Genomic DNA, 22,581 nt, shown 5'->3' on the forward strand with positions numbered 1-22,581 from the left:
TGATTTAACTTAGTCATAAAGTTGTTTTAGCCTCCAAAACTCTTTACAATAGTTTCAATTTTCAGCTTTTACAAACAAAAAAGCAATAAATCAAGAATATCTCTAATAAAAGTTTTTCTTTTTAGAATAAAACCTGTACCTTTGCAGCCCTAATTGGAAATTAGTATCTAACGAAAACAATTTTTTAACAAAATGCCTACTATACAACAGTTAGTAAGAAACGGCAGAGAACAAATGACTTGGAAATCTAAGTCTCCGGCGTTGGATTCATGTCCACAACGTCGTGGCGTTTGTACTCGTGTTTACACTACGACTCCAAAGAAGCCAAACTCAGCACTTCGTAAAGTTGCTCGTGTTCGCTTAACAAACCAAAAAGAAGTAAATGCCTACATCCCAGGTGAAGGACACAACTTGCAAGAGCACTCAATCGTATTGATTCGTGGTGGTCGTGTAAAAGACCTTCCAGGGGTACGTTACCACATCGTCCGTGGTGCATTGGATACTGCCGGTGTAAACAACCGTAAGCAGAGCCGTTCTAAATATGGTGCTAAACGTCCTAAACCAGGTCAAGTAGCAGCTCCAGTAAAAGGAAAGAAAAAATAATTTCCTGAAAAGTAATTTCCAGTTGAAAGTTTTCGGTTAGAAGATTAACGTTCAGTTTTTCAATAATACAGCTTAACAACAGGGTAGTAATCTCGGAGCAATCGGAGGTGAATTAGTTTTCAAGAACGAAACCTTATTTAAACAAATGAGAAAGTCAAAACCAAAAAAGCGTTACGTGCTTCCTGACCCAAAGTTCAGAGACGTAACTGTAACAAAATTTGTAAATAACTTGATGTATGACGGTAAGAAAAGTACTGCATACACAATTTTCTACGGTGCTTTAGAATTAGTTGAAGCTCGTACAAAAGAAAATGGCCTTGAGTTGTGGAAAAAAGCGTTATCTAACGTAATGCCAACAGTAGAGGTAAAAAGCCGCCGTGTAGGTGGTGCAACATTCCAAGTTCCGATGGAAGTACGTGCTGACCGTAAGCAATCAGTAGGTATGAAATGGTTAATTGGATATTCACGTAAACGTGGTGAAAAAACCATGACTGAGCGTTTAGCTGGCGAAATCATCGCTGCGGCTAAAGGTGAAGGTGCGGCAGTGAAGAAAAAAGATGATACGCACAGAATGGCAGAAGCTAACAAAGCATTCTCGCACTTCAGATTCTAATTTATTTAAAGAATCAATATATAAAAAGCCGCAAATGCTGGAAAGTATTTGCGGCTTTTTTGTGTTTGTGGGGGCAGAAAATTTGTGGCATACTTTTGAAGTGTGCCACAAATCCTTTTCGGCAAAAACAACGACGGCAAGGTTCAAAACCTTGCCGTCGTTAAATTAAACTTATTTTGAATAATGGATACTATCGAATCATTTCATAATCTTTAAACATATTCAACTTCATTGATTCTACTTTCTTTCTGAAGTCGAGCCAGTTGTTGGCAAAAAATGCGTTGATTTTAGCGATAGATTCTCTCGTAAGACCATCAAATTGCTCTAAAATGATTGATTCAGTTTTTGATGGCGAAGACTGGTGATTACCCAAATACATCATTAACTCTTGGGCTTTTGTAAGTGGAGTTACTCTGTATGGGCGACCGTAACCTTGTTTTTCAAGCGGCCTTGCCACAATAAGTTCTCTTTTTGCCTTGATAGTATCTTGTACTGCTTTTATTTGCTTTCTGAAATCTTCAATTTCCTTGCCTTCGATATCTTTTACCTGATTCAATAGCCTTTCTGTAATATCATTGGATTCGGTGAGACGGTCGGTTGCTTCAGTGAGTTTAGAAACGTTCACTTTTAGGCGTTCGTAAATATCTCTCTTAGCCACTTCTGCACTGCGGTCGAAATTATATCTTGGGTCAGGTTTTACGTTTACATAAGTCGAATCCTTTTGGTCGCCAAAACTTAACACTACTTTATATTTGCTTGGTAAAACATTGATTCCGCTTGGTTCGGCAGCTCCTTTTTTAGGTTTTGGAGTATTTGGGTAGCGAATACCTTTTTCGGTTAAATTCCACGTGATGCGTTGCACTCCCGAAGTATCAGGCACACTGAATAACGTACGAATCTGTTTGCCTACTTCATCATAGATTTTAGCATAAACTGTATCATATTTAATACTTGGTGCTTTTGGAGCAGAAGCGTCTTTTTTATCTTCGGGCTTTTTCTCTTCTTTTTTAGGTATATTCACAAAATAACTAATTCTTGCACCTGCAGCACGATTTTCACCTTCATACATCCCATCACCGATAGTATTGTAGCCAATTTGTGGCGTAAATTCAACCAAATAAACATCAGGAGAATCAAAAGCTACGAGTTTTTGATCTAAAACCTTTGTAGATGCTTGAGCGACTTTACGAAGTGGGCGAATATCATCTAAAACATATAAAGCACGACCAAACGTACCAACTACTAAATCGGCTTCACGCTCTTGAATTGTCAAATCCATTGTCGAAACCGATGGTAGGCCTGCTTTCCACTGTGTCCAAGTTTTTGCTTCGTCAACACTTACCCAAAGGCCGTGTTCTGTACCGCAGAACATTAAATTGGGCGTTGTTGGGTCTTGCAAGAAACAAAGAGCATAACCACGCACTTTGTTTTCATCAACGATACGCTCCCAGTTTTGACCGAAATCTTTCGTGCGGAAAACATACGGAGCAAAATCTCCTTGACGATAATTATTAACAGTCACGAAGGCTTCGCCAGCATTGTATTTGGATGCTTGAATCTGACAAATCCATCCTTCTTTCGGAAAATTTCTAATTTTAGAAGTAAGATTCGACCAATTTTTGCCAAAATCTTTCGTTAACTGCACATTTCCATCATCAGTTCCTGCCCAAAGTACGCCTCTTTCTTTTTGAGATGGAGCAAGTGTAAGAATCGTATTATGGTTTTCGGCCGAAGTAATATCAAGAGAAAGTCCACCGCTTTGGTCTTGCTTTTGGTGTTCTGGATTATTGGTTGTCAAATCGGGCGAAATGATGTCCCAGGTCAAACCTTTATTTTGACTTTTATGCACAAACTGACTTCCGTAGTAAATCGTCCCTTTTTCAAACGGGTCTTGAGCAATGGCAGCATTCCAATTGAAACGCAAACGAGTTTTAATATCAACTTGTGGCGGACGAATCATGGTCGATTGCCCAGTTTTGGTATCATATCTGCCCAAAAATCCACCTTGCGACATAGCATAACCATAACGAGCATCTTCGGGGTCAGGCATAACATCGAATCCATCGCCACCATTGACCGAAAGCCAACTATAATTTCTGATTCCGCCTTCTTTCCAAATATAGGCTGGGCCTTGCCACGAACCATTATCTTGTAAGCCACCATAAATATTATAAGGAATTTCGTTATCGACATTTACGTGATAAAATTGTCCTAAAGGCAATGCTTCGGCAAATGTCCATGTTTTACCTCTGTCTCTCGAAATCGAAACGCCGCCATCGTTTCCGTTAATAATAAAATTATTGTCTTCGGGATGAATCCAGATAGCGTGGTGGTCAGCATGAGCTTGGTCGAAAGTGGCAGTAGTTTTGAATGATTTTCCGCCATCTTCACTCACCGAAATTACTTGATAAAGGCTATAAAGTCGATTTTCGTTCTTTGGGTCGCACAAAATATCATTGAAATAAAACGGGCGATTTGTCACGTCTTTTGGGTCTTCATTTACTTTCTCCCATTTCATACCACCATCATCGGAGCGATAAAGTCCGTTTTTGGTCGCTTCAATCAAGGCATATACTCGATTTGGGTATGAGCGACAACTCGCTAAACCAATTCGGCCATAATCACCTTCTGGTAAACCATCAGTTTTAGAGAGTTTTTTCCAGTTTTTTCCTGCATCATACGTTACATAAAGGCCCGAACCTTCACCGCCCGATTTGAAATCCCAAGCCGTGCGTTTGTGTTGCCACATTGCCACAAAGAGTTTATTTGGGTTTTTGGCGTCCATAATCATATCTGCTACACCCGACTTATCGTTCGTGAACAATACTCTTTGCCAAGTTTCACCACCATCGGTTGTTTTGTAAACGCCTCTTTCTTGTTGTTCGGCATAAGGATTTCCGATAACACCCGCATAAATCACATTTGGATTTGTAGGGTCAATCAAAATACGATGAATATTGCGAGTTTTTTCAAGCCCCATCAATTTCCACGTTTTACCGCCATCGAGCGATTTGTAGATTCCTGCTCCTAAATTAATTGAGTTTCGAGGATTTCCTTCGCCTGTTCCTACCCAAACCACCGAAGGATTTGATTGTTGAATGGCTATCGAGCCGATATTTTGTAATGGCATATCATCAAAAATAGGTTGCCATTTTGTGCCACCGTTTTCGCTTTTCCAAACACCACCCGATGCAGAAGCAGCATAAATGATGTTGGGATTTTCCCAAACGGCATCAACAGCAGTGATTCGACCAGACATTACGGCTGGGCCAATGCTGCGGGCTTTCATTTTCTTGAATAAATCGGTGTTGAGTTTTTGGGCAAAAGCTGCCGTAGAGAGCAAAGTGATTAGGAAAAAACTCAGAAAGTAGTTTTTTTTCATGTTTGTTGAAGGGTTTTTAAGTTTATTCAAAGATACTATTTTTTAACCACTAAGGGACTAAGGAACACTAAGAAACATAGAGTTTTTCTCGGTGAAACTTAGTGTTCCTTAGTCCCTTAGTGGTGAGTTTTTATGCAAATTCCATTTCAAAAAGGCGACCTAAATGGCCTTTTAGTTTTGCTCCAACTTCTTGCACATCAATTAGTTTTCCGAGTTCGGTGGCCATTGAAGTCACTGCTTTGTCGTCGATGCCGCATGGTACTATATTTTGAAAATAATTCAAATCGGTGTTTACATTCAAGGCCAAACCGTGCATCGTTACCCAACGACTCGATTTAACACCCATTGCACAGATTTTTCTTGGATTTTTCTGCTCTATTGCATCAAGCCAAACGCCTGTTAGGCCATCTATTCTTCCCGCTTCGATTCCATAATCAGCTAAAGTTAGGATTACACCTTCTTCCAAAAAACGCATATAGCGATGAATATCCGTAAAGAAATTTTCTAAGTCCAGAATCGGATAACCGACCAACTGCCCAGGCCCGTGATAAGTAATATCGCCCCCACGGTTGATTTTGTAGAATTTTGCTTCTTTTTCCTGCAAACCTTCTTCGTTGAGCAAAAGATTATCTATTTTTCCGCTTTTTCCGAGTGTGTAAACGTGCGGGTGTTGACAAAAAAGCAAATAATTAGGTGTAATTTTTTGTTCTTCGGGGGTAATTCCTCGGTTGGCAACTTTAATATCAATGATTTCGGCGAAGAGTTTTTCTTGCGTATCCCAGCCTTCTTGATAATCAATTAGACCTAAATCAATAAACTGTACTGTTTTATTAAGATTATTATTCATCAGTTTCGTAACTTTGTGGCATGAACGCCAATGCAAATGTAATTATTCGTGAAGGTACAATTGCCGAATGTATTGAAATTTCTGAAAAAATACCCGAATTTTCGAGTGGTAATTACGACGAAGCAGCATACCTCCAACGACTATCAAACACACAATACTTGATTTTAGTTGCCGAAAAAGACCATCAGGTCGTTGGCTTTAAGGTCGGATATGACCGCTACCGAGATGGTAGTTTTTATAGTTGGCTCGGTGGAGTTCTACCCGAAAACCGAAAAGATGGAATTGCTGCCCAATTGGCAAACGAACAAGGAAAATGGGTTTCTGAGCAAGGTTTTCGTTCGATTATACTCAAAACTCGCAATCGTTTCAGAGCGATGCTGATTTTTGCCTTGAAAAATGGCTTTTTAATTGAAAATATAGAGATAAAGGAGAATAGCGAAGATAACAGACTTATTCTCCGGAAAATGTTAAAAATAGATAAATAGTAAAGAAGATGATATACCCAATTGTTGCCTACGGAGACCCTGTTCTGAGAAAAGAAGCCCGTGATATTGTGCAAGGAGAAATGGATGTTAAGAAATTAGCAGCCGATATGTTTGAAACCATGTACGCTGCATCGGGAGTTGGCTTGGCAGCTCCGCAGATTGGCATGGATATTCGTTTTTTTGTGGTTGATGGCACTCCTATCAACGAAGGTGCAGAAACCGAAGAAGACATTGACCCTTCGTTGATTGATTTCAAAAAAGTGTTTATCAATGCAGAAATCTTGGAAGAAGATGGCGATGAGTGGGCGTATGAAGAAGGATGTTTGAGCATTCCTGGGGTAAGAGCCGATGTGTATCGCCCAGAGTTTGTTACGATTCGTTATTTTGATACCGATTGGGTAGAACATACCGAAACTTACGAGGGTTTGGCAGCAAGAATTATTCAGCACGAATATGACCACATTGATGGTATTTTGTTCACTGACCACCTAACATCGTTGAAAAAACAAATGTTGAAGAAAAAACTCACCAATATCACCAAAGGTGATGTGGATATTGAGTATCGCATGAAGTTTCCTAAATAAAATGATTTGTTCGGTGGCTTCGGCTGCTTCGGCAGTCCGATTCGCTCAGCCACCGAACAAATCCAGCCAATAGATGTAAAATTAGCAAAATGTCAGAAAATAGCAGCCAAAATCTAAGAATTTCGTTGATTCAGACAAATCTCCATTGGGAAAACCCAACGGCAAATTTGGCTATGCTTGAAGAAAAGATTTTTGACATCAATGAGCCTACTGATTTAATCATTCTACCCGAAATGTTTACGACTGGCTTTTCGATGAAAGCTGAGCAATTTGCAGAACCCATGAATCTCACAACGACTCGTTGGATGAAGCAAATGGCTGCACAAACTGGAGCGGTCATTACGGGAAGTGTGATTATTAAAGAAGGTGAAAATTATTATAATCGCCTGCTTTGGGTGACGCCCGAAGGTGAAGTTGATACTTATGATAAACGTCACCTGTTCAGAATGGCGAAAGAAAATGATGTGTACGCCGAAGGCACTAAGCGACTCATCAAGACTATTAAAGGCTGGAAGATTTGTCCGTTAATTTGTTATGACTTGCGTTTCCCTGTTTGGAGCAGAAACGTTAATCTCGACTACGATTTACTGATTTACGTAGCCAACTGGCCTCAAATACGTATGTACCCGTGGGATTCGCTTTTAGTGGCTCGTGCCATCGAAAACCAAAGTTATGTGGTAGGTGTAAATCGTGTGGGTGAGGATGGCAACGGTTTTCCTCATTCGGGCAATTCGGCGGTCATTGATTTTACTGGAAAAGTACTTTTCCGTGAAGTTGATAACGAAGTTATTTACCACCACACACTCGACCGCTCTTCTCTCTACGAATTCCGTCAACGTTTTCCTGCTTATTTAGATGCTGATAAGTTTGTGATTAATCTATAATTGGCCAGCTTTTGTAAGAATGTCATTTATAAAAGCTCTCGCTTTCACCTCTTTTAGTGCTGCATATTGCTTTTTATCTTGGTTTGCTGCGGCTGCAATCTCATATTTTAGTTGTTGATATTCAGCTCTGCCAGCTTCATTAGCAATCAGATAATTTCTGAATGCAATATGCCTTTGTAATTCTTCGCTATCAACTGGGCAAACATATAAATGATGTGTTATTGTGTCGAGTATTTGGTGTTTACTCCACCAGTTTTTTCTTTTAAATACCTCTCGATTTATAATTCCTTGATTTCCATTATGATAATACCCTATTTTTTCCAATTTCTTTTTTAGGATTTCAAAAGGAACATTTTTTCCGTAAACAATATCAACATCAATGATTGGTTTGGCTGCCAACTTTGGAACGGCGGTACTTCCAACGTGTTCAATAGATATATTAAGACCTATCAAAGCATCAGTAATAACACTTTCGATAGCCTTGAAATCTTCTACCCATTTTTCTTGATATTCTTGAATCAGCATCGTTTTTTCTTATCCTAATCAAACAACTTTAATAGAAACACTTCCCACTTTCATTCCTTTTTCAACATATCGGTGTGCTTCGGCAACATCCTCTAAACTATACTGTCTATCAATTATGGCACGCAGATGCCCTTTTTCGGCTAAATCTTTGAAAAACTCTACTTGTTCTTTCGTATCTTTCGGAATCGGGAAAATAATTTTCTTGGTGAAAAGTGGCAAATAGACATTCTGAGACAAATACCCCAATTCGGTCGAGAAGTAAGTACCGTTTTCTTTCAATAGTTTTTTGCACTTGAAAAACGAACTTTTGCCAACGGCATCAAAAACTAAATCAAATTTTTTATCGGTGGCCGTAAAATCTTCTTTCGTATAATCTACCACAAAATCTGCTCCGAGAGTCTTTGCCAAAGCGAGATTTTTAGTATCGGTTACGGCTGTTACTTCCGCCCCAAAATACTTTGCCAGTTGTAAACCTGAACTACCAATTGAGCCAGACGTGCCGTTGATGAGTATTTGAGTGTTTTTATCAATCTTGAATTTTGCTAAATAATTCAGAGCTAAGTACGGGCCTTCACCAATACAAGCGGCTTCGTAGAAAGTGAAGTTTTTGGGTTTAAGAGCAATAGATGCACTTTCGGGTATGGCGAGGTATTCGGCATGAGTGCCAAAGGTTGAAGTGCTTAGTCCAAATATTTCATCTCCAACCTTGAATGACTTTACGTTTTCGCCGATTTGCTCAATAATTCCCGCAAATTCGCTACCGAGTGTATGAAATTTTGGTTTGAAAAGCCCCGTGAATAATCTTGAAATAAAATATTCGGCCGAACGCAAACCCGTATCTGTTCGATTGACGGTTGTTGCATAAATTTTCACCAAAACTTCGTTGGGCTTTGGCGTAGGTTTGTCAATTTCTTGTAGTTTCAGCACATCAGCCGAGCCGTATTCAGTATTTATAATAGCTTTCATACTCTTGTTTTTGATTCAAAACAAAAGCTAAGCAGCAAAATAAACCACCAAATATTGACAAAAGGCAATAAAAAGGCCTTGTTTGGGGAAATTTTGAGTAGAATTAGTAATATATAATCGCTTATTTTAGTATTTGGAGCTTTTCCAAAAACTCCTCAGCTCTAATGGTTGTAATGGGAGGAAAAGGGATTTGGGCTAAAACCCCATAATGTTTATCATTAGTTACAAGGAAGTCAGCACCACAAGCAACAGCACAATCACAGAATTTATCATCATCGGGGTCTTGCGTGATAAGTTTCCAATAATAGAAAGGTTCTATACAATGGACATTTGAAAGATTTAGTAATTCACGGAGATTTAAATCGGTTCGATTATAGCCAAGCCTAAGACTTAACTGCTCTTCATATTCTGTTAGAATTTCATTACTAAGATATAAGTCAAATACTTTATCTAATAAAGCTTTGTAAATAACATGGTATTTTGAATGAGATGGCAACGAAACAAGTAAAACATTGGTGTCTAATACAACATTCATGATTTATTGATTAGGGTCATTCAAAATATCATCCATGTTTTGGTTAGTCCATTGATTACGTTGCCAAGCATCATCTGCCATTGACGAGAGTCGATTAGCAAAGTAATTACCAATTAGGTCTTTTATTTGCATAAGGTCTCTCTCTTCAACTTCATGAGCAAAAAGTCTAAGTAATTCTTGTTGAAGATTCGTAAAATGCAAGCTGGAATGTACCATGTTTATATCAATTTTAAACAAAAATAGTAAAAAAACTGAAGTTTCAAATATAATCAAGCCGCCACAAAAAAATCCTGCACTTCGTGGGGTTGTACTTTTATGACATTGGCCAACACCAAAACTATTAAAGTCCGAGAAGCCACTTTTCGTGGAATATTGGCAATGCTGGCGTAGGTATCTACCGTGATGGTTGGATTTTCGGCCAAATATTTCATTAAAATCTGTTCTTTTTCTCCGTAATTAAACTTGATATTCAAGCCTTTACGTTCGCCTTTCAGGATTTCTCGCATTTCTTTGCTGGCTTGCACTGAGCGGTCGGCTACACGCACGTACGCCCGACGATTTTCGGCAATCCCATCAATATCTACGTAATGAGGCTTAAACGGACTTTTCTGAATATCATAAATTAAAACCTCACGCTCGCCCTCAACAATTAGGCGTTCGAGACGATAATCAATGGCAGGGTAAATGTATTTTTCGATGGCTTTTTGCAGAATATACTCATCTTCATCGGGAAATTTCAAGCCTTTTATGCTTTTGTCGTCGCCGATACCCACAATCAATTTTCCACCATCAGTATTGGCGAAAGCAACCATTTCCCTGACAATTTTCTCAGGGTGATTGGTTTTTAGTTTAAATTCTACGAACTTGTTTTCGCCGTGGCGAACCAGTTCTTTTAATACCCGTAAATCAACTTTTGATTGTTGGGTTGGTTGGTAGTCCACCATCATTTCTCGAATGATTGGGTTTTGGTTCTTTACAGCAGTTTTGTGTGGTGGAAAGAACGTAAAAATCTTTTTTAAAAATATAGCTTTTTGTCTTGATTATCAAAAAACCGCAACAAAATTTTCAAGTATTTAACACATATTAGAATAACTTCGTTTAATTTCGTTTGTTTTGTACAAACCTAATCAATCATGAAAAAAATTCTATTCTTCTCACTATTTTCTATGAGTACTCATATTATTACTGCCCAATCAAAAACCATTGGTAAAATCGACCGTTATGATGCAGCCTTAGATAAAATCTTAGATGCGAACACCAAAATTGAGGTTTTGGGTGAAGGTTTCATTTGGTCAGAAGGCCCAGCTTGGGTAAAAGATGGCGAATATCTGTTGTTTTCGGATGTGCCAGCCAATACGATTTATCGCTGGAAAAAAGGCGAAGAAATTACTGAGTTTTTAAAACCTTCGGGTTATACTGGAATTCCACCATACAGCGACGAGCCAGGAAGCAACGGTTTGATTATCAATCGAGTAGGAAATCTGGTTTCGTGCGAACACGGCGACCGCCGATTAGCAGAAATGCCACTAACTTTTGGTGGAAAACGTACATTGACCGATAATTATATGGGAAAAAGATTTAATAGCCCTAATGATGTCGTACAGAAATCTAACGGAGATTATTATTTTACCGACCCTCCTTATGGTTTACGCCAAAAAGAAGATGACCCAAGTCGTGAAACGCCACTTTTTGGTGTTTATCGAGTTGATAAAACAGGGAAGACGACATTAATAATTGATGATTTAACTCGCCCAAATGGTTTGGCGTTTTCGCCCGATGAAAAAACACTTTACGTGGCACAGTCTGACCCTGACCGTGCGTATTTGATGGCTTATCCAGTTTTTATTGATGGAAAAGTAGGTAAAGGGAAAGTTTTCTATGATATGACATCAATGGTAAAACAAGGACTAAAAGGTTTGCCCGATGGACTAAAAATTGATAAAAAAGGCAATATTTTTACAACAGGGCCGGGAGGAATCTTGATTTTATCGCCCGAAGCTAAATTATTGGGCAGAATTGATACTGGCGAAGCCACGGCCAACTGTGCATTCGGAAACGATGGTTCGGTACTTTACATTACGGCTGATATGTATTTGTTAAAAGTACAAACGCAGACAATTGGCGTTGGTTTTTAAATAGTTGAGCCACACTTTATTGCATGTAAAGTGTGGCTCAAAATTTTGAGAGTATTTATTATTACTTCCCTCCTACTACAACTTCGCAAAGTTCTTCGGCATTGAGGTATTTATTAGCAATTTCCATGACATCTTCGCCTGAAACTGCATTTACTTGCTGAATATAATTTTGGTAAAAATCGCTCGGTAAGTTTTCTAAAATCACTACTTTTTGGCGGTCAGCTACCTCAAATGGCGTATTCAATGAGCCTACAAACGAGCCAATCATGTAATTTTTGGCAGTTTCGAGTTCATTTTCTGAAATTTGTTCGGTTTGTAAGCGAATAATTTCTTTGTGAATCTCGTCAATGGTTTGTTGAGTAAACTCCTTTTTCACATCAGTTCCGATAATCAAATAACCACCTTCTTTTTGCGGAATCAACGATGATGAAATACCGTAGGTAAAACCTTTTTCTTCACGGATATTCTTCATTAATCGACTGCCGAAATAGCCACCAAAAATCGTATTGGTTACAATAAATTTAAAGAAGTCAGGATGCGAACGATTGAATAATTTTCTACCAACTCGAATTGAAGATTGTAAGTTTTCAGAGCGACTAACAAGTAGGTTTTCGCCAACTTTTGGAGTTTCAGGAAATTTCTCTTCTAATTTTTCTGGTGAACCTGCTGGCATTTGTCCAAAACTTTCGTTCAAGGCTTTTATTTCTTCTTCACCGAAATTTCCCGATAAAAAAATCGTGAATAGTTTTCCGCTGATTTGTTTTGCGTAAAACTCACGAACCGCTTCGGGAGTAATATTCTCGATAATGGCTTGATTGACCGATTTTCCATAAGGATGATTTGCACCAAAAATCTGCTCTCTGAAAGTTTGACTGGCCACAAAAGCAGTTTTTTCGAGATTGACTTTAAGGGTTTGCGAAGCGATATTTCTTTGCATTGAAAACTCAGCTTCAGGAAAAATCGACTCCGAAATCATTTCTTTGAGCATCGGCAAAAGTTTTGTCAGATGCTTGGTTAGTCCATGAACCGTAATAGCCAAACGCTCAAACGATTGTGTGATTTCGGTAAAAGCACCAAACTGGTCGAAAAACTCGCTAATTTCGGCGGCTTTATGATTTTTTGTACCTTCTGTAAGCATTTTTGAAACAAAGAGAGATTCTCCGCCAATGGCATCAAATTTACTACCTGCATCAAAAATCAATTCCAAACGCATTACTGGCTGCTCGCCTGCACGGATTGTATAAAGTGGAATGTTATTATCAAGATTTATCTTTTCAGCAGTCGGAATAGTTACGTGTTCTACTTTCCTTGATGGTGGAGCGATGGTTCGGTCTAAAATCATCAAAAATCTATTTATAATTTATCGAATATGGTGTTTATGAAAAACGATGCCGTAAATGTATGGCTAAAAAGTAAAATTTTAACCTTCTACATAGAAAAACGCACTTATGAAGATAAAAGTTTATCGACACAAGTGCGTTTTTATTTACTCTTTACTTAATTTACTCTAAACTCAATCCGTAGCAGGTCGTACGAGCCGAACTTTGGTAAGTTCCGCAAATCATTACGCCTTCTTCTTCATTTTCTTTGGCTTCTTTGATAGCTGCCTTGAAATCATTTGCCGAATTGATGCGTTTATCTCCCACTTTCATAATTACGAAACCTTCACGCATTTGTGTATAATCAGCAATATCCCCTTCATAGATTTTCTTCACCATTACTCCACCCTGAATACCCATGCGTTGCTTGTCAGTTGATGAAAGTTCGGCCAATTCTACGCCTAATTTTTCAAGAACTTTGCTTTCTGAAACGATGTTATTTTTCACGATGTCTTTTCCACCATCACGATTACGAAGAGTTACTTCGAAGTCTTTCAACGAGCCATTACGATTTACCGTTACACGAGTTGATTCACCTGGACGTTTACGACCAATCATTTCTTGTAATTTCGGGCCGCTCTTAGTATCCATTCCATCAACTTTCACAATTACGTCACCTTTTTGGATACCCGCTGCTTTTGCTGCACCGTTTTCTACAACATCGGCCACATAGATGCCTTCATCGGTTTTGGTTTTGTATTCTTCTGCTTTTTTGCTATTTAATTCTTCCAAATTAATGCCTAAATATCCACGTTGTACGTTTCCGTATTTTACAATATCGGCTGTTACTTTCTTTACAATTTCAGAAGGAACGGCAAACGCATAACCGGCATAAGCACCATTCGGGCTGGCAATAGCTGTATTGATACCAATCAATTCACCTTTGAGATTTACTAAAGCACCACCACTATTACCAGGGTTTACGGCTGCATCAGTTTGGATGAATGATTCAATAGCATCACTGGTTCTTTGACGTCCGTCTTCGCCATAACGACGATACATTTGTTGTTGCTGTTTTTCGGCCAAAATACCAATGCTACGTCCTTTCGCACTTACGATACCCGCTGTAACTGTCGATTCTAAGTTGAAAGGATTCCCAACAGCCAAAACCCATTCGCCTACTCTTACGTTATCAGAGTTGGCAAAAGTCATTGCAGGGTGTTTTCCTCCTTCGATTTTAATAACCGCAATGTCGGTCGAAGGGTCTGTACCGATGATTTTAGCGGTATATGATTTGTGGTCAGAGGTTACAACTTCTAACTCGGTTGCACCTTCGATTACGTGATTGTTTGTTGCTATATAACCATCATTAGTGATGATAACGCCCGAACCCGATGACTCTTGCTGTTGATTACGAGGTTGTCCGAAAGGATTTTCGCCACCGAAGAAATCATCAAAAATTGAGCGTTGCTGAGATACTGCTCGTACCGACTTTGCTTTGATATGCACCACCGATGGTGTTGATAATTCGGCTGCGTAGGTAAAATCGCCTGGTACGCCAGCAGGACCGTCGTAGTTTGCTAAACGAGTGAGTGAAGGTTTTGATGCCTCACTAAAAATCACATTATTTCCTTGCAATCCGAGCAAGTGATAACCTCCAATCGTGGCGATACTGCTCAAAACAGCAATACCGATGGTTTTTACTGTGTTATTCATGTTTTCTATGCCGTTGTTTTACAGTTAATATTATTTATCTAATCGACTTTTTTCAATTATTAGTAATGTTTCTTCAAATAGTTTTGTGTTTATAACGAAACAAGGCTTGTTTTTGTTTTATGCAAATTTAACGTAAAAGTATTGATGTAAATTCGGGTATTTGATGAATTTTAACAAATTTTAACTGAAAAAGTAAGTTGCGTTGGATAACCGAATCTTATTGCGTTATGAACGGTTATTTTAAGGAATAACTTTTAATCAATGCAAAGGGCAAAATACAAAGTAGATTTGCATTTTGCCCTTATTTTAAAGTTTGAACGGGGCTTAAAGACCCGTTCTATCAATTACGCAATTTCAATCAAGCGAGGCTCTTTTGGTTTTGCTTCTTCTTTTTTAGGAAGTTCTAAGCCTAAGATACCGTCGTTGTAGGTTGCTACGATTTTTTCGCTATCCACAGTTTTTGGTAAAGTGAACGAACGCTTGAATGTACTGAAATTGAATTCTTTACGAGTGTATTTTCCAACAGTCTCGGTGCTTTCTTCTTTTTTCTCAGTCGAGATAGTTAAAGTATTTTCGTGAACGTTTACTTTAAAATCTTCTTTCTTCAAACCCGGTGCAGCTAATTCGATTTTGAAAGCTTCTTCACTTTCGATAACGTTTACTGCTGGAAACGAATGTGTGTGTGCAGGAGCTACACGCTCGAAGTCATTTAAAAAACTACCTAATACTGCAGGGAAAACTGGTGCGAAATTTCTTACTAATGTTGCCATGATTTTTATTGATTTTAATGTTTGTTTCTTTTTTATGCCACACCGTTGTGGCGACGCAAACATTTCATCAATTTGTGTACCAGTTGATTTTTTCGGACTTTTTGACCGAATTTTGTGTTTTCCAAGAATTATATAATGACAAATTGTCTTGTTTGTAATTTTTCAAACTGACTCAAAGGCAGAAAGTGAGAATTAACTTTAAATGCCTAAAAACAAAAAAGGATTTGACCGAAGCCAAATCCTTTCTATTATTGAATAAAATCTATTTTTATTTCTTAGCTTTTTGCATCACAAGTTTACCAATTTTTCTACCTGCAACCAAACCTTCATCGCAAGCCGAACGGAAGTGGATGCCACCATACACACGACTGATAGATGCTTGTTCGGCAGCTTCATTGAACGATTTAAACTGCCCAACCCCATGGCCAAACTTGGCCTCGGTAGAGTCAGTAAATGAAACATTTTCGCCAAATAGCTCAGTCATTACTTCGGCCGATGCTCCCGAAATCGTACTGTGTCCACTTGTATATTCTGGGAAAGGTGGCGTTTGTAAGAACGGCACCCATTTGGTATCTACACTGGCATTGATAATCGTTTCGGGACGAATTTTATGGAAACGATACTTGGTTTCCCAACATTGAATGAAAGCATCACGCAAAGCCATCGAAACCAATAGATATGCTTGAACTGATTTGACAAAATCTACTTTCTTATCTTTACAAACTGTTTTTACGATAGCCAACCAGTGCCCACCTGGGGTCATTTTTTTATCGGCAAACATTACGTGACCTTGTACGTTCATCACGAAAGCGTTATCGTCCCAAAACCATGCAATGCGTTTTTCTTCTTCTGAAAGTTTATTACCAATTTCATAAACCTCGGTTACTTCTTTCATGAATGGACTGGTTTTGGCCAAATCATAAGGAAATGGCGGCGGTGGCAAGAACTGCGAAGACGAATCAATAATCATCGGTCTGATTTTACCCCAATTTGGCTCGATGGCATCGGCATACGATGGCGGAGTTGGAGTCCAAGTACCAGGTTTGTTTTGTAAAGTATAACGTAAGCCTCTTGTTTGTGGGTAATTATCTTTTTTTGAATAATCTAAAACCGCTTTTCCTACGGCAGTTCCATAAGCAACCGAACGCTCAATAACATCGCTTGGCACACCTGCAGTTTCAAATTTTTTATCCAAGGCTTTCTCGAAGTCATCATATTTATCAACCGAAAACGTAAGCCCACGGGCAACCGTCATAAACGCCTTAATACTCGCCAATTGGTGGCAATATTCTTTACCCGCTTCGATTTTTGGCACTTCTTTGAAGTCTTTTATTCTACCAACCATCGAAGGCATATCTTTATCGCCCGAAACGAGTGCTTCATATCCAGCAAGATTCGCATACGAATAAATACGACTTGCCACTGGCGGAGTGAAAATATCATGCACGATTACGTCAGTAAGTTGATTGACACAATCATGATAAAAATCGGGATTGTTGACTTGTGGAGTGTATTCGGCCGACGTTTTTTGCTTACAGCCATTGGCAAACAAAACAATCAATACGAGCGTAAGCAAGTGTTTAAGAGGTTTCATCTTCTAAAAATGTAAATGGTTAAGTACTTGTAGGACAGGTTTTTAACCTGTCAATACAGTTTTATTTAACAGGTTAAAAACCTGTCCTACATAAAAACACAAAAATACATGGTTTTTTTTAGAATCTTTTGTTAAAATTCTTTTTTGCTGGAAAATTACTACTTAAAAAATAACCAAAAACTTACTGCCTTCGCCTACTTTAGAAATTACCTTCAGATTACCTCCATGAATTTGCATAATTTGTCGAGAAAGACTCAAGCCAATACCCGAACCAGTCTTTTTGGTCGTATAAAACGGAATGAAAATCTTTTCGATGGCTTCGGGTTCGATACCACTTCCATTGTCTGAAACTTCTATAAATCTTTGATTATCAGCTTGATAAATAGAAATTTTTATTTCTGGATTTAATTTATTTTCTACTGCTTCGATGGCATTTTTCATCAGATTAATCAAAACCATGTCAATCTGTTCGTTATCTACAATGAGCGAAAAATCTTGTTTTATGTTGGTTTGAAGGCTAATTCCTTTGGCTTTTATCTGAGGTAAAATCAGATTCGTGAGATTTCCAACGAGCTGCTTGGCGGTGATTTCGGTAAAAACTGGCTTCGGAATTGTGGTAAATTCTCGATAAGCATTCACAAAATTCATGATGCCTTTACTACGGTTCTCGATGGTCTGGAGAGCTTCTTTCAAATCATCGACGGTTTCTTTAATTTCCGTTTTTTCGGATAAATCTATTTCTATAATTTCTCGCATCGTACTGGCCAACGAAACAATCGGCGTAACCGAATTCATAATTTCGTGACGAAGCACTTTTGTGAGGTTTTGCCACGCATCGAGTTCTTTTTCTTGTAGTTCGGATTGAATATTTTGTAGAGAAACCAGTTTTATGACTCTTCCTCGAAGGCTAACGGCCGTGGAGTTTATCGTGATTTGCTGTTCGTTGGAAGTTATGTAAAGTGTTTTGCCACCCGAAGGTAAATCTTTTAGGATTTCGTAAAGTCCGATATGTACGCTGTTGCTTAATTCCGAAATATTACGAAGTCTGTAAATACCTAAAGTACGAAAAGCGGCATTATTAATCAATTCGATTTTGCCCGAAGCATCAAACGAAAGTAAACCCACATTTACATGCTGAACGATGGTATTTATATAGTGTAAGTTTGCTTCTTTTTCGGCACGGGCTTGGCGGAAAGCATCTAAAACTCCATTGAGTTGATTATTTACTTCTTCAAAACTTTTGCCGAGTTTATTATCGGCTCTGAATTTTACGGCAAAATCGGCGTAACGAACCGATTCAAAGAAACGTGCCAGTTTTCGATTGACGGATGTGACATAGCTGAATAGCAAGTAAAAACTAATGCAGATGCCGACCAGAATAAAAAATGATAAAAACCACTGTTTTTGAAGCACAAAGTACGCAAAAGCGGCCAGTAGTAATGTCAGGATGGTTAATCTCCAAATTATTCCAATCGAAAAATGTCTCATAATTTTGTCTGTAAAATTGAAAAATGGAGATTTAGGTGCTTGCTTTTTTACAAACCAAAGCAAAAAGAGTCAATAATAGCAAAATTTCCATCCTCAAAAATACAAGTTTTATACATTCTTTTTACCACTCATCAGAAAATCAAAAAGTTTTTAACCAAGTATCTTGCATTGCATAGTACCTTATTATATCTTTGTATCGTCATCATCAGAAAGCTGTTGCTGATACTAAAGAAAACTTAAACTTTTTAAATTCCCCCTTTTGAAAGATAAGGGATTAAAAATATGGATTTAGAAAATGCCCAAGTGCAGATGCGGAAAGGGATTTTGGAGTACTGCATTCTGCATATAATTTCGAGGGGTGAGATTTACGCCTCCGAAATTCTCTACGAACTTATCAACGCCAAAATAATGGTTGTTGAAGGTACGCTTTACCCTTTATTGACTCGTCTGAAAAACGCAGGCTTGCTCGACTATAAATGGGTAGAATCAACTTCAGGCCCGCCACGTAAATACTACGTATTGACTGATACAGGGCTAATGTTTTTAGAAAACTTGAACAATACTTGGAACGAACTCGCCGAGTCAGTTACAACAATTATAAGCAAGAAATAATTAAAATCTGATTTTCGGGCTTTCAGTTTTATTCACTCGAAATCACCTAATCTAATTACCCTAAATCAAGCATCTAACAGCGAACGATTTTTTTATAAATAAGACAATGAAAAAGACTATACAAATAAATATAGCAGGCATGGTTTTCAATATCGAAGAAGATGCCTACGAAAAACTAAACGCTTACTTAGCTTCTATAAAACAATACTTTGCTTCGTATGAAGGCAGCCAAGAGATTGTTTCGGATATTGAGGCTCGTATTGCCGAAAAATTCTGGACAAATCAAAAATCTGAAAGCCAGCCAGTTATTACGCATGAAGGCGTAAACGACCTCATCAAATCAATGGGTAGTGTGGCAGACTTTGAAGCAATCGAAGAAGAAGAAGATTTGAGAAACACTTCTCAGTCAACAGCAGACAGTTCGCAGTCAACAGTTAACCCTAATCAGTCAACAGCAGGAAGCCAAGAATCTGATAGTTTTAAAACAGCTCAACCAAAACGTCTTTATCGTGATGTAAAACGTAAAGCTTTGGGCGGTGTTTTAGCTGGTTTGGCACATTATTTCAATATTGATGTGGTTTGGGCAAGAATTGTTTTCTTGTTGTTGTTCTTAGGTTTACCACCAATTGATGACGACCTCGGACCAATTTCAGGCTTTGTTTTCTTAGGCTATTTTGTTTGTTGGGTAGTTTTCCCGCCAAACTTTAACCTCGACGAAGACAAAAAAATCAAGAAATTCTACCGTGATAATGATAATAAAGTTTTAGGCGGTGTTTGTAGTGGTTTAGCTGCTTATTTTGGAGTTGACATTACAGTTATTCGTTTGCTTTTTGTGTTGAGTGTGTTTTTATTCGGAACGGGTTTCTTGGCATACATTATCCTCTGGATTGTAGCACCAAAAGCTCAGACCCTCACACAAAAAATGGAAATGAAAGGCGAGCCAGTTACACTTTCTAACATCGAAACCAATATCAAAGAAAGCATCAATGTTGATAAAAATGCTCCAGAAAACGCTCTTACAAAAATCCTTTTATTCCCTTTCCGTTTAGTAGGTTTGGTTATCAAGGCTTTGGGCGAAGTTTTAAAACACCTCGGGCCAGTTGCCAGAGTTTTGGCGGGTGTCATGTTGATGTTGTTTTCTTTAGCAATGATTGTTGGCATCGTGGCGGCCGTTGCAGCATTCTTTGGCGTGACGTCAGGAATTGAAGGAACCGAGTTCTTTGATAATAGTCCTTTCAAAATCTTCTCGCAAGATATTCACCCAATGGCTGGTTTCTTTGCTTTCTTGGCCATGTTTACACCTTTCTTAGCACTTTTGCTGACGGGTTTGACCTTACTTTCAAATAGAAGAATCGGGAATCGTAATTTTTGGATTTCGCTCTTGGGACTTTGGTTAGCTGGTTTGATGGGAACAGGCATTTTAGCAACAAAGTATGCTCTTAACTTCAAGAAAAAAGGACGTTTTGAACAAACTAAAAACTTCCCTTATACGCTTGCAGGACAAACCTTAGTGCTTGATGCCAACAATAACTACGATAATGATTTCGACGAAATTCGTATCGAAGATGATGTAAAAGTAAATGTAGAAGGCTATGAAGGAACAGATTTGAAACTCGAACAACGTTTCGAGTCATCAGGACGCACGAGAGCCGAAGCTGAAGGTTTCGCAAAGGCGATTGTCTATAACATTGCTCAAAAAGATTCGACATTGACTTTCGACCAAAACATAACTTTACCAGAAAACGCTCGTTTCCGTGGACAAGACCTCGAAATGACACTCTACGTACCTTACGATAAGCCATTTAAGTTAACGAAGAGTTTTTATTACAGTGTATATCGTAGAGATTGGAATAAACATGATTTCGATATTGATGGCGATGATGTTGACAAATACACGTATGTAATGAAGCGTGATTCGGGTATGGTGTGCCGTGATTGTCCAAAACTCAGCGATGAAGAACGTGAAGCTCTCAGAGATAACAACTACGATGACGACGACGACTCAGCCTTTGATTATGGTGTTTTTGAAGAAAAAGGACAACATGAAAAGAAATTTGAGGTGAATGGGTTTGACAAAGTAGAAGTAGGTGGAGCATTTGTCGTGACGATTCGTAAAGGAAACTCTTTTGAAGTAATTGCCGATACCGACGACCAAAACGATTTGGATGATATTGATTTTGAAGTTCGTAATAATACCCTCGAAATCGGCCACAAAGATAAGTTTTCGTTTAGTAGAAGACACGAAACCATTAGGATCAACATCACGATGCCATCGCTCGAAGGCCTTGATATTTCGGGAGCATCTACTATCAAAGTTTTAGGATTTAAAGATAAAAACCGAGATTTAGACATCGAGCTTACTGGAGCATCAAAAGCGGCGATTGATGTGGAGGTTCGTAAAATTGAGTTCGATGCTTCAGGTGCTTCAAAAGCAGATTTAAGAGGCACAGCCGAAAAAGTAAACATGGATATTTCGGGAGCTTGCCACATCAATGCCAAACGCATGGAAATCAACCAAGCCAGAGCCGATGCCAGCGGTGCAAGTCATATCAGTTTCGGAAAAGTAAAAGATTTTGACTCAAACACCAGCGGTGCAAGCAAAATAAGCCGAGAGTAAAACATTGAGCGAATGAAATGATAGAATGAGTGAATATGCTTCGAGCCTTATTCACTCATTTTGTTTATTGGTTCGTTAGTTTGAAAATCTGCTTCATAATTAGCCATTTTTCACCAGGTTTGGCCATTGGGAGTGCCTGTTGATATTTCCAAACAAATGCTTCCCATGCCTGAACTTTAGGATTATTGGCATCCATTTCTGATTTTCTTTCAAACGAAAAATCATCGTCGGTTTCCATAATCATAAATAAACGATTGCCAATTCTGTAAATTTCCATTTCGGTAATTCCAGCATCCGTAATGCTCTTGGCTATGTCGTCGGCTATACGTTCGTGTAATTTTTCATATTCGGCAATTAAAACTGGGTCATCGACTAAATCAAGAGCAAGGGTGAAGCGTTTCATTAGAAAAAATGGGGGATTTTTTGAATACTTTTTTTAGATATAATTAATTGATAATCAGAGTTTTTGTTATTGACTGGAAATGTTTTTTCTATTTTCTACAATATTTTTCGTAAAAAACGTTTGAAATTAAATAGATTTTTTCGTTATTTCATTTGAGAAGTAAATTTTTGTTATACTTTTGCAGCCTTAAATTTTTTGTAACACTAAAAAGGAATATAGACTATGTATTGGACACTCGAACTTGCGTCGTATTTAGAGGACGCTCCGTGGCCCGCTACAAAAGATGAGTTGATAGATTTTTCGATTCGTTCGGGAGCACCCATTGAAGTTATTGAAAACCTACAAGAACTTGAAGACGACGGGCAGCCGTACGAGAGCATTGAGGAGATTTGGCCCGATTATCCGACCAAAGATGACTTTTTCTTTAATGAAGACGAATATTAAGCACGAATTCATGATTCGTTAGCATAAATTATTCGTTAGTTTGCAAAGCAACAATCAGT

At 38.4% G+C, this 22,581-nt stretch carries 23 protein-coding genes; 10 read left to right on the plus strand and 13 right to left on the minus strand.

The window, feature by feature from the left end:
* The first annotated feature begins 192 nt into the window (after positions 1 to 192).
* Positions 193 to 603: a 30S ribosomal protein S12 gene (rpsL, locus tag ABR854_RS14355; protein ID WP_015028867.1), complete on the plus strand. Its 411-nt coding sequence runs from the start codon at positions 193 to 195 to the stop codon at positions 601 to 603.
* Between the two features lie 145 nt (positions 604 to 748).
* Positions 749 to 1,216 (plus strand): 30S ribosomal protein S7, encoded by a 468-nt coding sequence (rpsG, locus tag ABR854_RS14360; RefSeq protein ID WP_188767177.1) that lies wholly within the window; start codon positions 749 to 751, stop codon positions 1,214 to 1,216.
* Positions 1,217 to 1,406: 190 nt separating this feature from the next.
* Here the strand turns inward: rpsG and ABR854_RS14365 are convergent, their stop codons facing one another.
* Positions 1,407 to 4,598, minus strand: a complete 3,192-nt coding sequence (locus ABR854_RS14365) for a WD40/YVTN/BNR-like repeat-containing protein (RefSeq protein ID WP_350266105.1) — start codon at positions 4,596 to 4,598, stop codon at positions 1,407 to 1,409.
* Between the two features lie 130 nt (positions 4,599 to 4,728).
* Positions 4,729 to 5,445: a lipoyl(octanoyl) transferase LipB gene (lipB, locus tag ABR854_RS14370; protein WP_350266106.1), complete on the minus strand. Its 717-nt coding sequence runs from the start codon at positions 5,443 to 5,445 to the stop codon at positions 4,729 to 4,731.
* 20 nt (positions 5,446 to 5,465) lie between these two features.
* On the opposite strand from lipB, the gene ABR854_RS14375 reads away from it, so the two are divergent.
* The 3 genes from ABR854_RS14375 (at position 5,466) to ABR854_RS14385 (ending at position 7,398) form a co-directional block, all read left to right on the plus strand.
* A complete protein-coding gene (locus ABR854_RS14375) occupies positions 5,466 to 5,930 on the plus strand; it encodes a GNAT family N-acetyltransferase (protein ID WP_350266107.1) in 465 nt (154 codons plus the stop codon).
* Positions 5,931 to 5,938: 8 nt separating this feature from the next.
* Positions 5,939 to 6,514 (plus strand): peptide deformylase, encoded by a 576-nt coding sequence (def, locus tag ABR854_RS14380; protein ID WP_350266108.1) that lies wholly within the window; start codon positions 5,939 to 5,941, stop codon positions 6,512 to 6,514.
* Positions 6,515 to 6,603: 89 nt separating this feature from the next.
* A complete protein-coding gene (locus tag ABR854_RS14385) occupies positions 6,604 to 7,398 on the plus strand; it encodes an amidohydrolase (RefSeq protein ID WP_350266109.1) in 795 nt (264 codons plus the stop codon).
* Here ABR854_RS14385 and ABR854_RS14390 read toward each other — a convergent pair.
* The 5 genes from ABR854_RS14390 to ABR854_RS14410 all read right to left on the minus strand — a co-directional run bounded on the left by ABR854_RS14390 (position 7,393) and on the right by ABR854_RS14410 (position 10,371).
* Positions 7,393 to 7,923, minus strand: a complete 531-nt coding sequence (locus ABR854_RS14390) for a GrpB family protein (RefSeq protein WP_350266110.1) — start codon at positions 7,921 to 7,923, stop codon at positions 7,393 to 7,395. The genes ABR854_RS14385 and ABR854_RS14390 overlap by 6 nt on opposite strands.
* Positions 7,924 to 7,941: 18 nt before the next feature.
* The gene (locus ABR854_RS14395) at positions 7,942 to 8,889 is read right to left on the minus strand and encodes an NAD(P)-dependent alcohol dehydrogenase (protein ID WP_350266111.1); all 948 of its coding nucleotides are present in this window, start codon (positions 8,887 to 8,889) and stop codon (positions 7,942 to 7,944) included.
* A gap of 121 nt (positions 8,890 to 9,010) precedes the next feature.
* A complete protein-coding gene (locus ABR854_RS14400) occupies positions 9,011 to 9,424 on the minus strand; it encodes a putative toxin-antitoxin system toxin component, PIN family (protein ID WP_350266112.1) in 414 nt (137 codons plus the stop codon).
* 3 nt (positions 9,425 to 9,427) lie between these two features.
* Positions 9,428 to 9,640 (minus strand): DUF8507 family protein, encoded by a 213-nt coding sequence (locus ABR854_RS14405; RefSeq protein ID WP_350266113.1) that lies wholly within the window; start codon positions 9,638 to 9,640, stop codon positions 9,428 to 9,430.
* Positions 9,641 to 9,693: 53 nt separating this feature from the next.
* A complete protein-coding gene (locus ABR854_RS14410) occupies positions 9,694 to 10,371 on the minus strand; it encodes an AlbA family DNA-binding domain-containing protein (RefSeq protein ID WP_350266114.1) in 678 nt (225 codons plus the stop codon).
* A gap of 186 nt (positions 10,372 to 10,557) precedes the next feature.
* Here ABR854_RS14410 and ABR854_RS14415 point away from each other — a divergent pair, with 186 nt between their 5' ends.
* Complete coding sequence (locus ABR854_RS14415) at positions 10,558 to 11,559, plus strand: SMP-30/gluconolactonase/LRE family protein (protein ID WP_350266115.1); 1,002 nt, start codon at positions 10,558 to 10,560, stop codon at positions 11,557 to 11,559.
* 61 nt (positions 11,560 to 11,620) lie between these two features.
* On the opposite strand, the gene ABR854_RS14420 is transcribed toward ABR854_RS14415, so the two are convergent.
* Entirely contained in the window at positions 11,621 to 12,901 is a 1,281-nt protein-coding gene (locus tag ABR854_RS14420) for a M16 family metallopeptidase (RefSeq protein WP_350266116.1), read from the minus strand.
* Positions 12,902 to 12,937: 36 nt separating this feature from the next.
* On the opposite strand from ABR854_RS14420, the gene ABR854_RS14425 reads away from it, so the two are divergent.
* The gene (locus ABR854_RS14425; protein ID WP_350266117.1) at positions 12,938 to 13,060 is read left to right on the plus strand and encodes a hypothetical protein; all 123 of its coding nucleotides are present in this window, start codon (positions 12,938 to 12,940) and stop codon (positions 13,058 to 13,060) included.
* Position 13,061: 1 nt separating this feature from the next.
* Here ABR854_RS14425 and ABR854_RS14430 read toward each other — a convergent pair whose 3' ends face one another.
* The 4 genes from ABR854_RS14430 to ABR854_RS14445 form a co-directional block, all read right to left on the minus strand.
* Positions 13,062 to 14,594, minus strand: coding sequence for a Do family serine endopeptidase (locus ABR854_RS14430; RefSeq protein ID WP_350266118.1), 1,533 nt, complete (start codon positions 14,592 to 14,594; stop codon positions 13,062 to 13,064).
* A gap of 344 nt (positions 14,595 to 14,938) precedes the next feature.
* Positions 14,939 to 15,364, minus strand: a complete 426-nt coding sequence (locus tag ABR854_RS14435) for an Hsp20/alpha crystallin family protein (protein ID WP_350266119.1) — start codon at positions 15,362 to 15,364, stop codon at positions 14,939 to 14,941.
* A 268-nt stretch (positions 15,365 to 15,632) separates the two neighbouring features.
* Positions 15,633 to 16,958: a vanadium-dependent haloperoxidase gene (locus ABR854_RS14440; protein WP_350266120.1), complete on the minus strand. Its 1,326-nt coding sequence runs from the start codon at positions 16,956 to 16,958 to the stop codon at positions 15,633 to 15,635.
* 162 nt (positions 16,959 to 17,120) lie between these two features.
* A complete protein-coding gene (locus ABR854_RS14445; RefSeq protein ID WP_350266121.1) occupies positions 17,121 to 18,446 on the minus strand; it encodes a sensor histidine kinase in 1,326 nt (441 codons plus the stop codon).
* Positions 18,447 to 18,728: 282 nt separating this feature from the next.
* On the opposite strand from ABR854_RS14445, the gene ABR854_RS14450 reads away from it, so the two are divergent.
* Entirely contained in the window at positions 18,729 to 19,058 is a 330-nt protein-coding gene (locus ABR854_RS14450) for a PadR family transcriptional regulator (protein ID WP_350266122.1), read from the plus strand.
* 106 nt (positions 19,059 to 19,164) lie between these two features.
* Positions 19,165 to 21,675, plus strand: a complete 2,511-nt coding sequence (locus ABR854_RS14455; protein WP_350266123.1) for a PspC domain-containing protein — start codon at positions 19,165 to 19,167, stop codon at positions 21,673 to 21,675.
* Between the two features lie 64 nt (positions 21,676 to 21,739).
* On the opposite strand, the gene ABR854_RS14460 is transcribed toward ABR854_RS14455, so the two are convergent.
* Positions 21,740 to 22,078, minus strand: coding sequence for an L-rhamnose mutarotase (locus ABR854_RS14460; protein WP_350266124.1), 339 nt, complete (start codon positions 22,076 to 22,078; stop codon positions 21,740 to 21,742).
* Between the two features lie 222 nt (positions 22,079 to 22,300).
* Between ABR854_RS14460 and ABR854_RS14465 the strand changes: the two genes are divergently transcribed.
* On the plus strand, positions 22,301 to 22,522 hold the full coding sequence (locus ABR854_RS14465; protein ID WP_015028821.1) for a DUF2795 domain-containing protein: 222 nt from the start codon (positions 22,301 to 22,303) through the stop codon (positions 22,520 to 22,522).
* Positions 22,523 to 22,581 lie beyond the last annotated feature (59 nt).

Source organism: Emticicia sp. W12TSBA100-4 (assembly GCF_040253585.1).
GTDB lineage: Bacteria > Bacteroidota > Bacteroidia > Cytophagales > Spirosomataceae > Emticicia.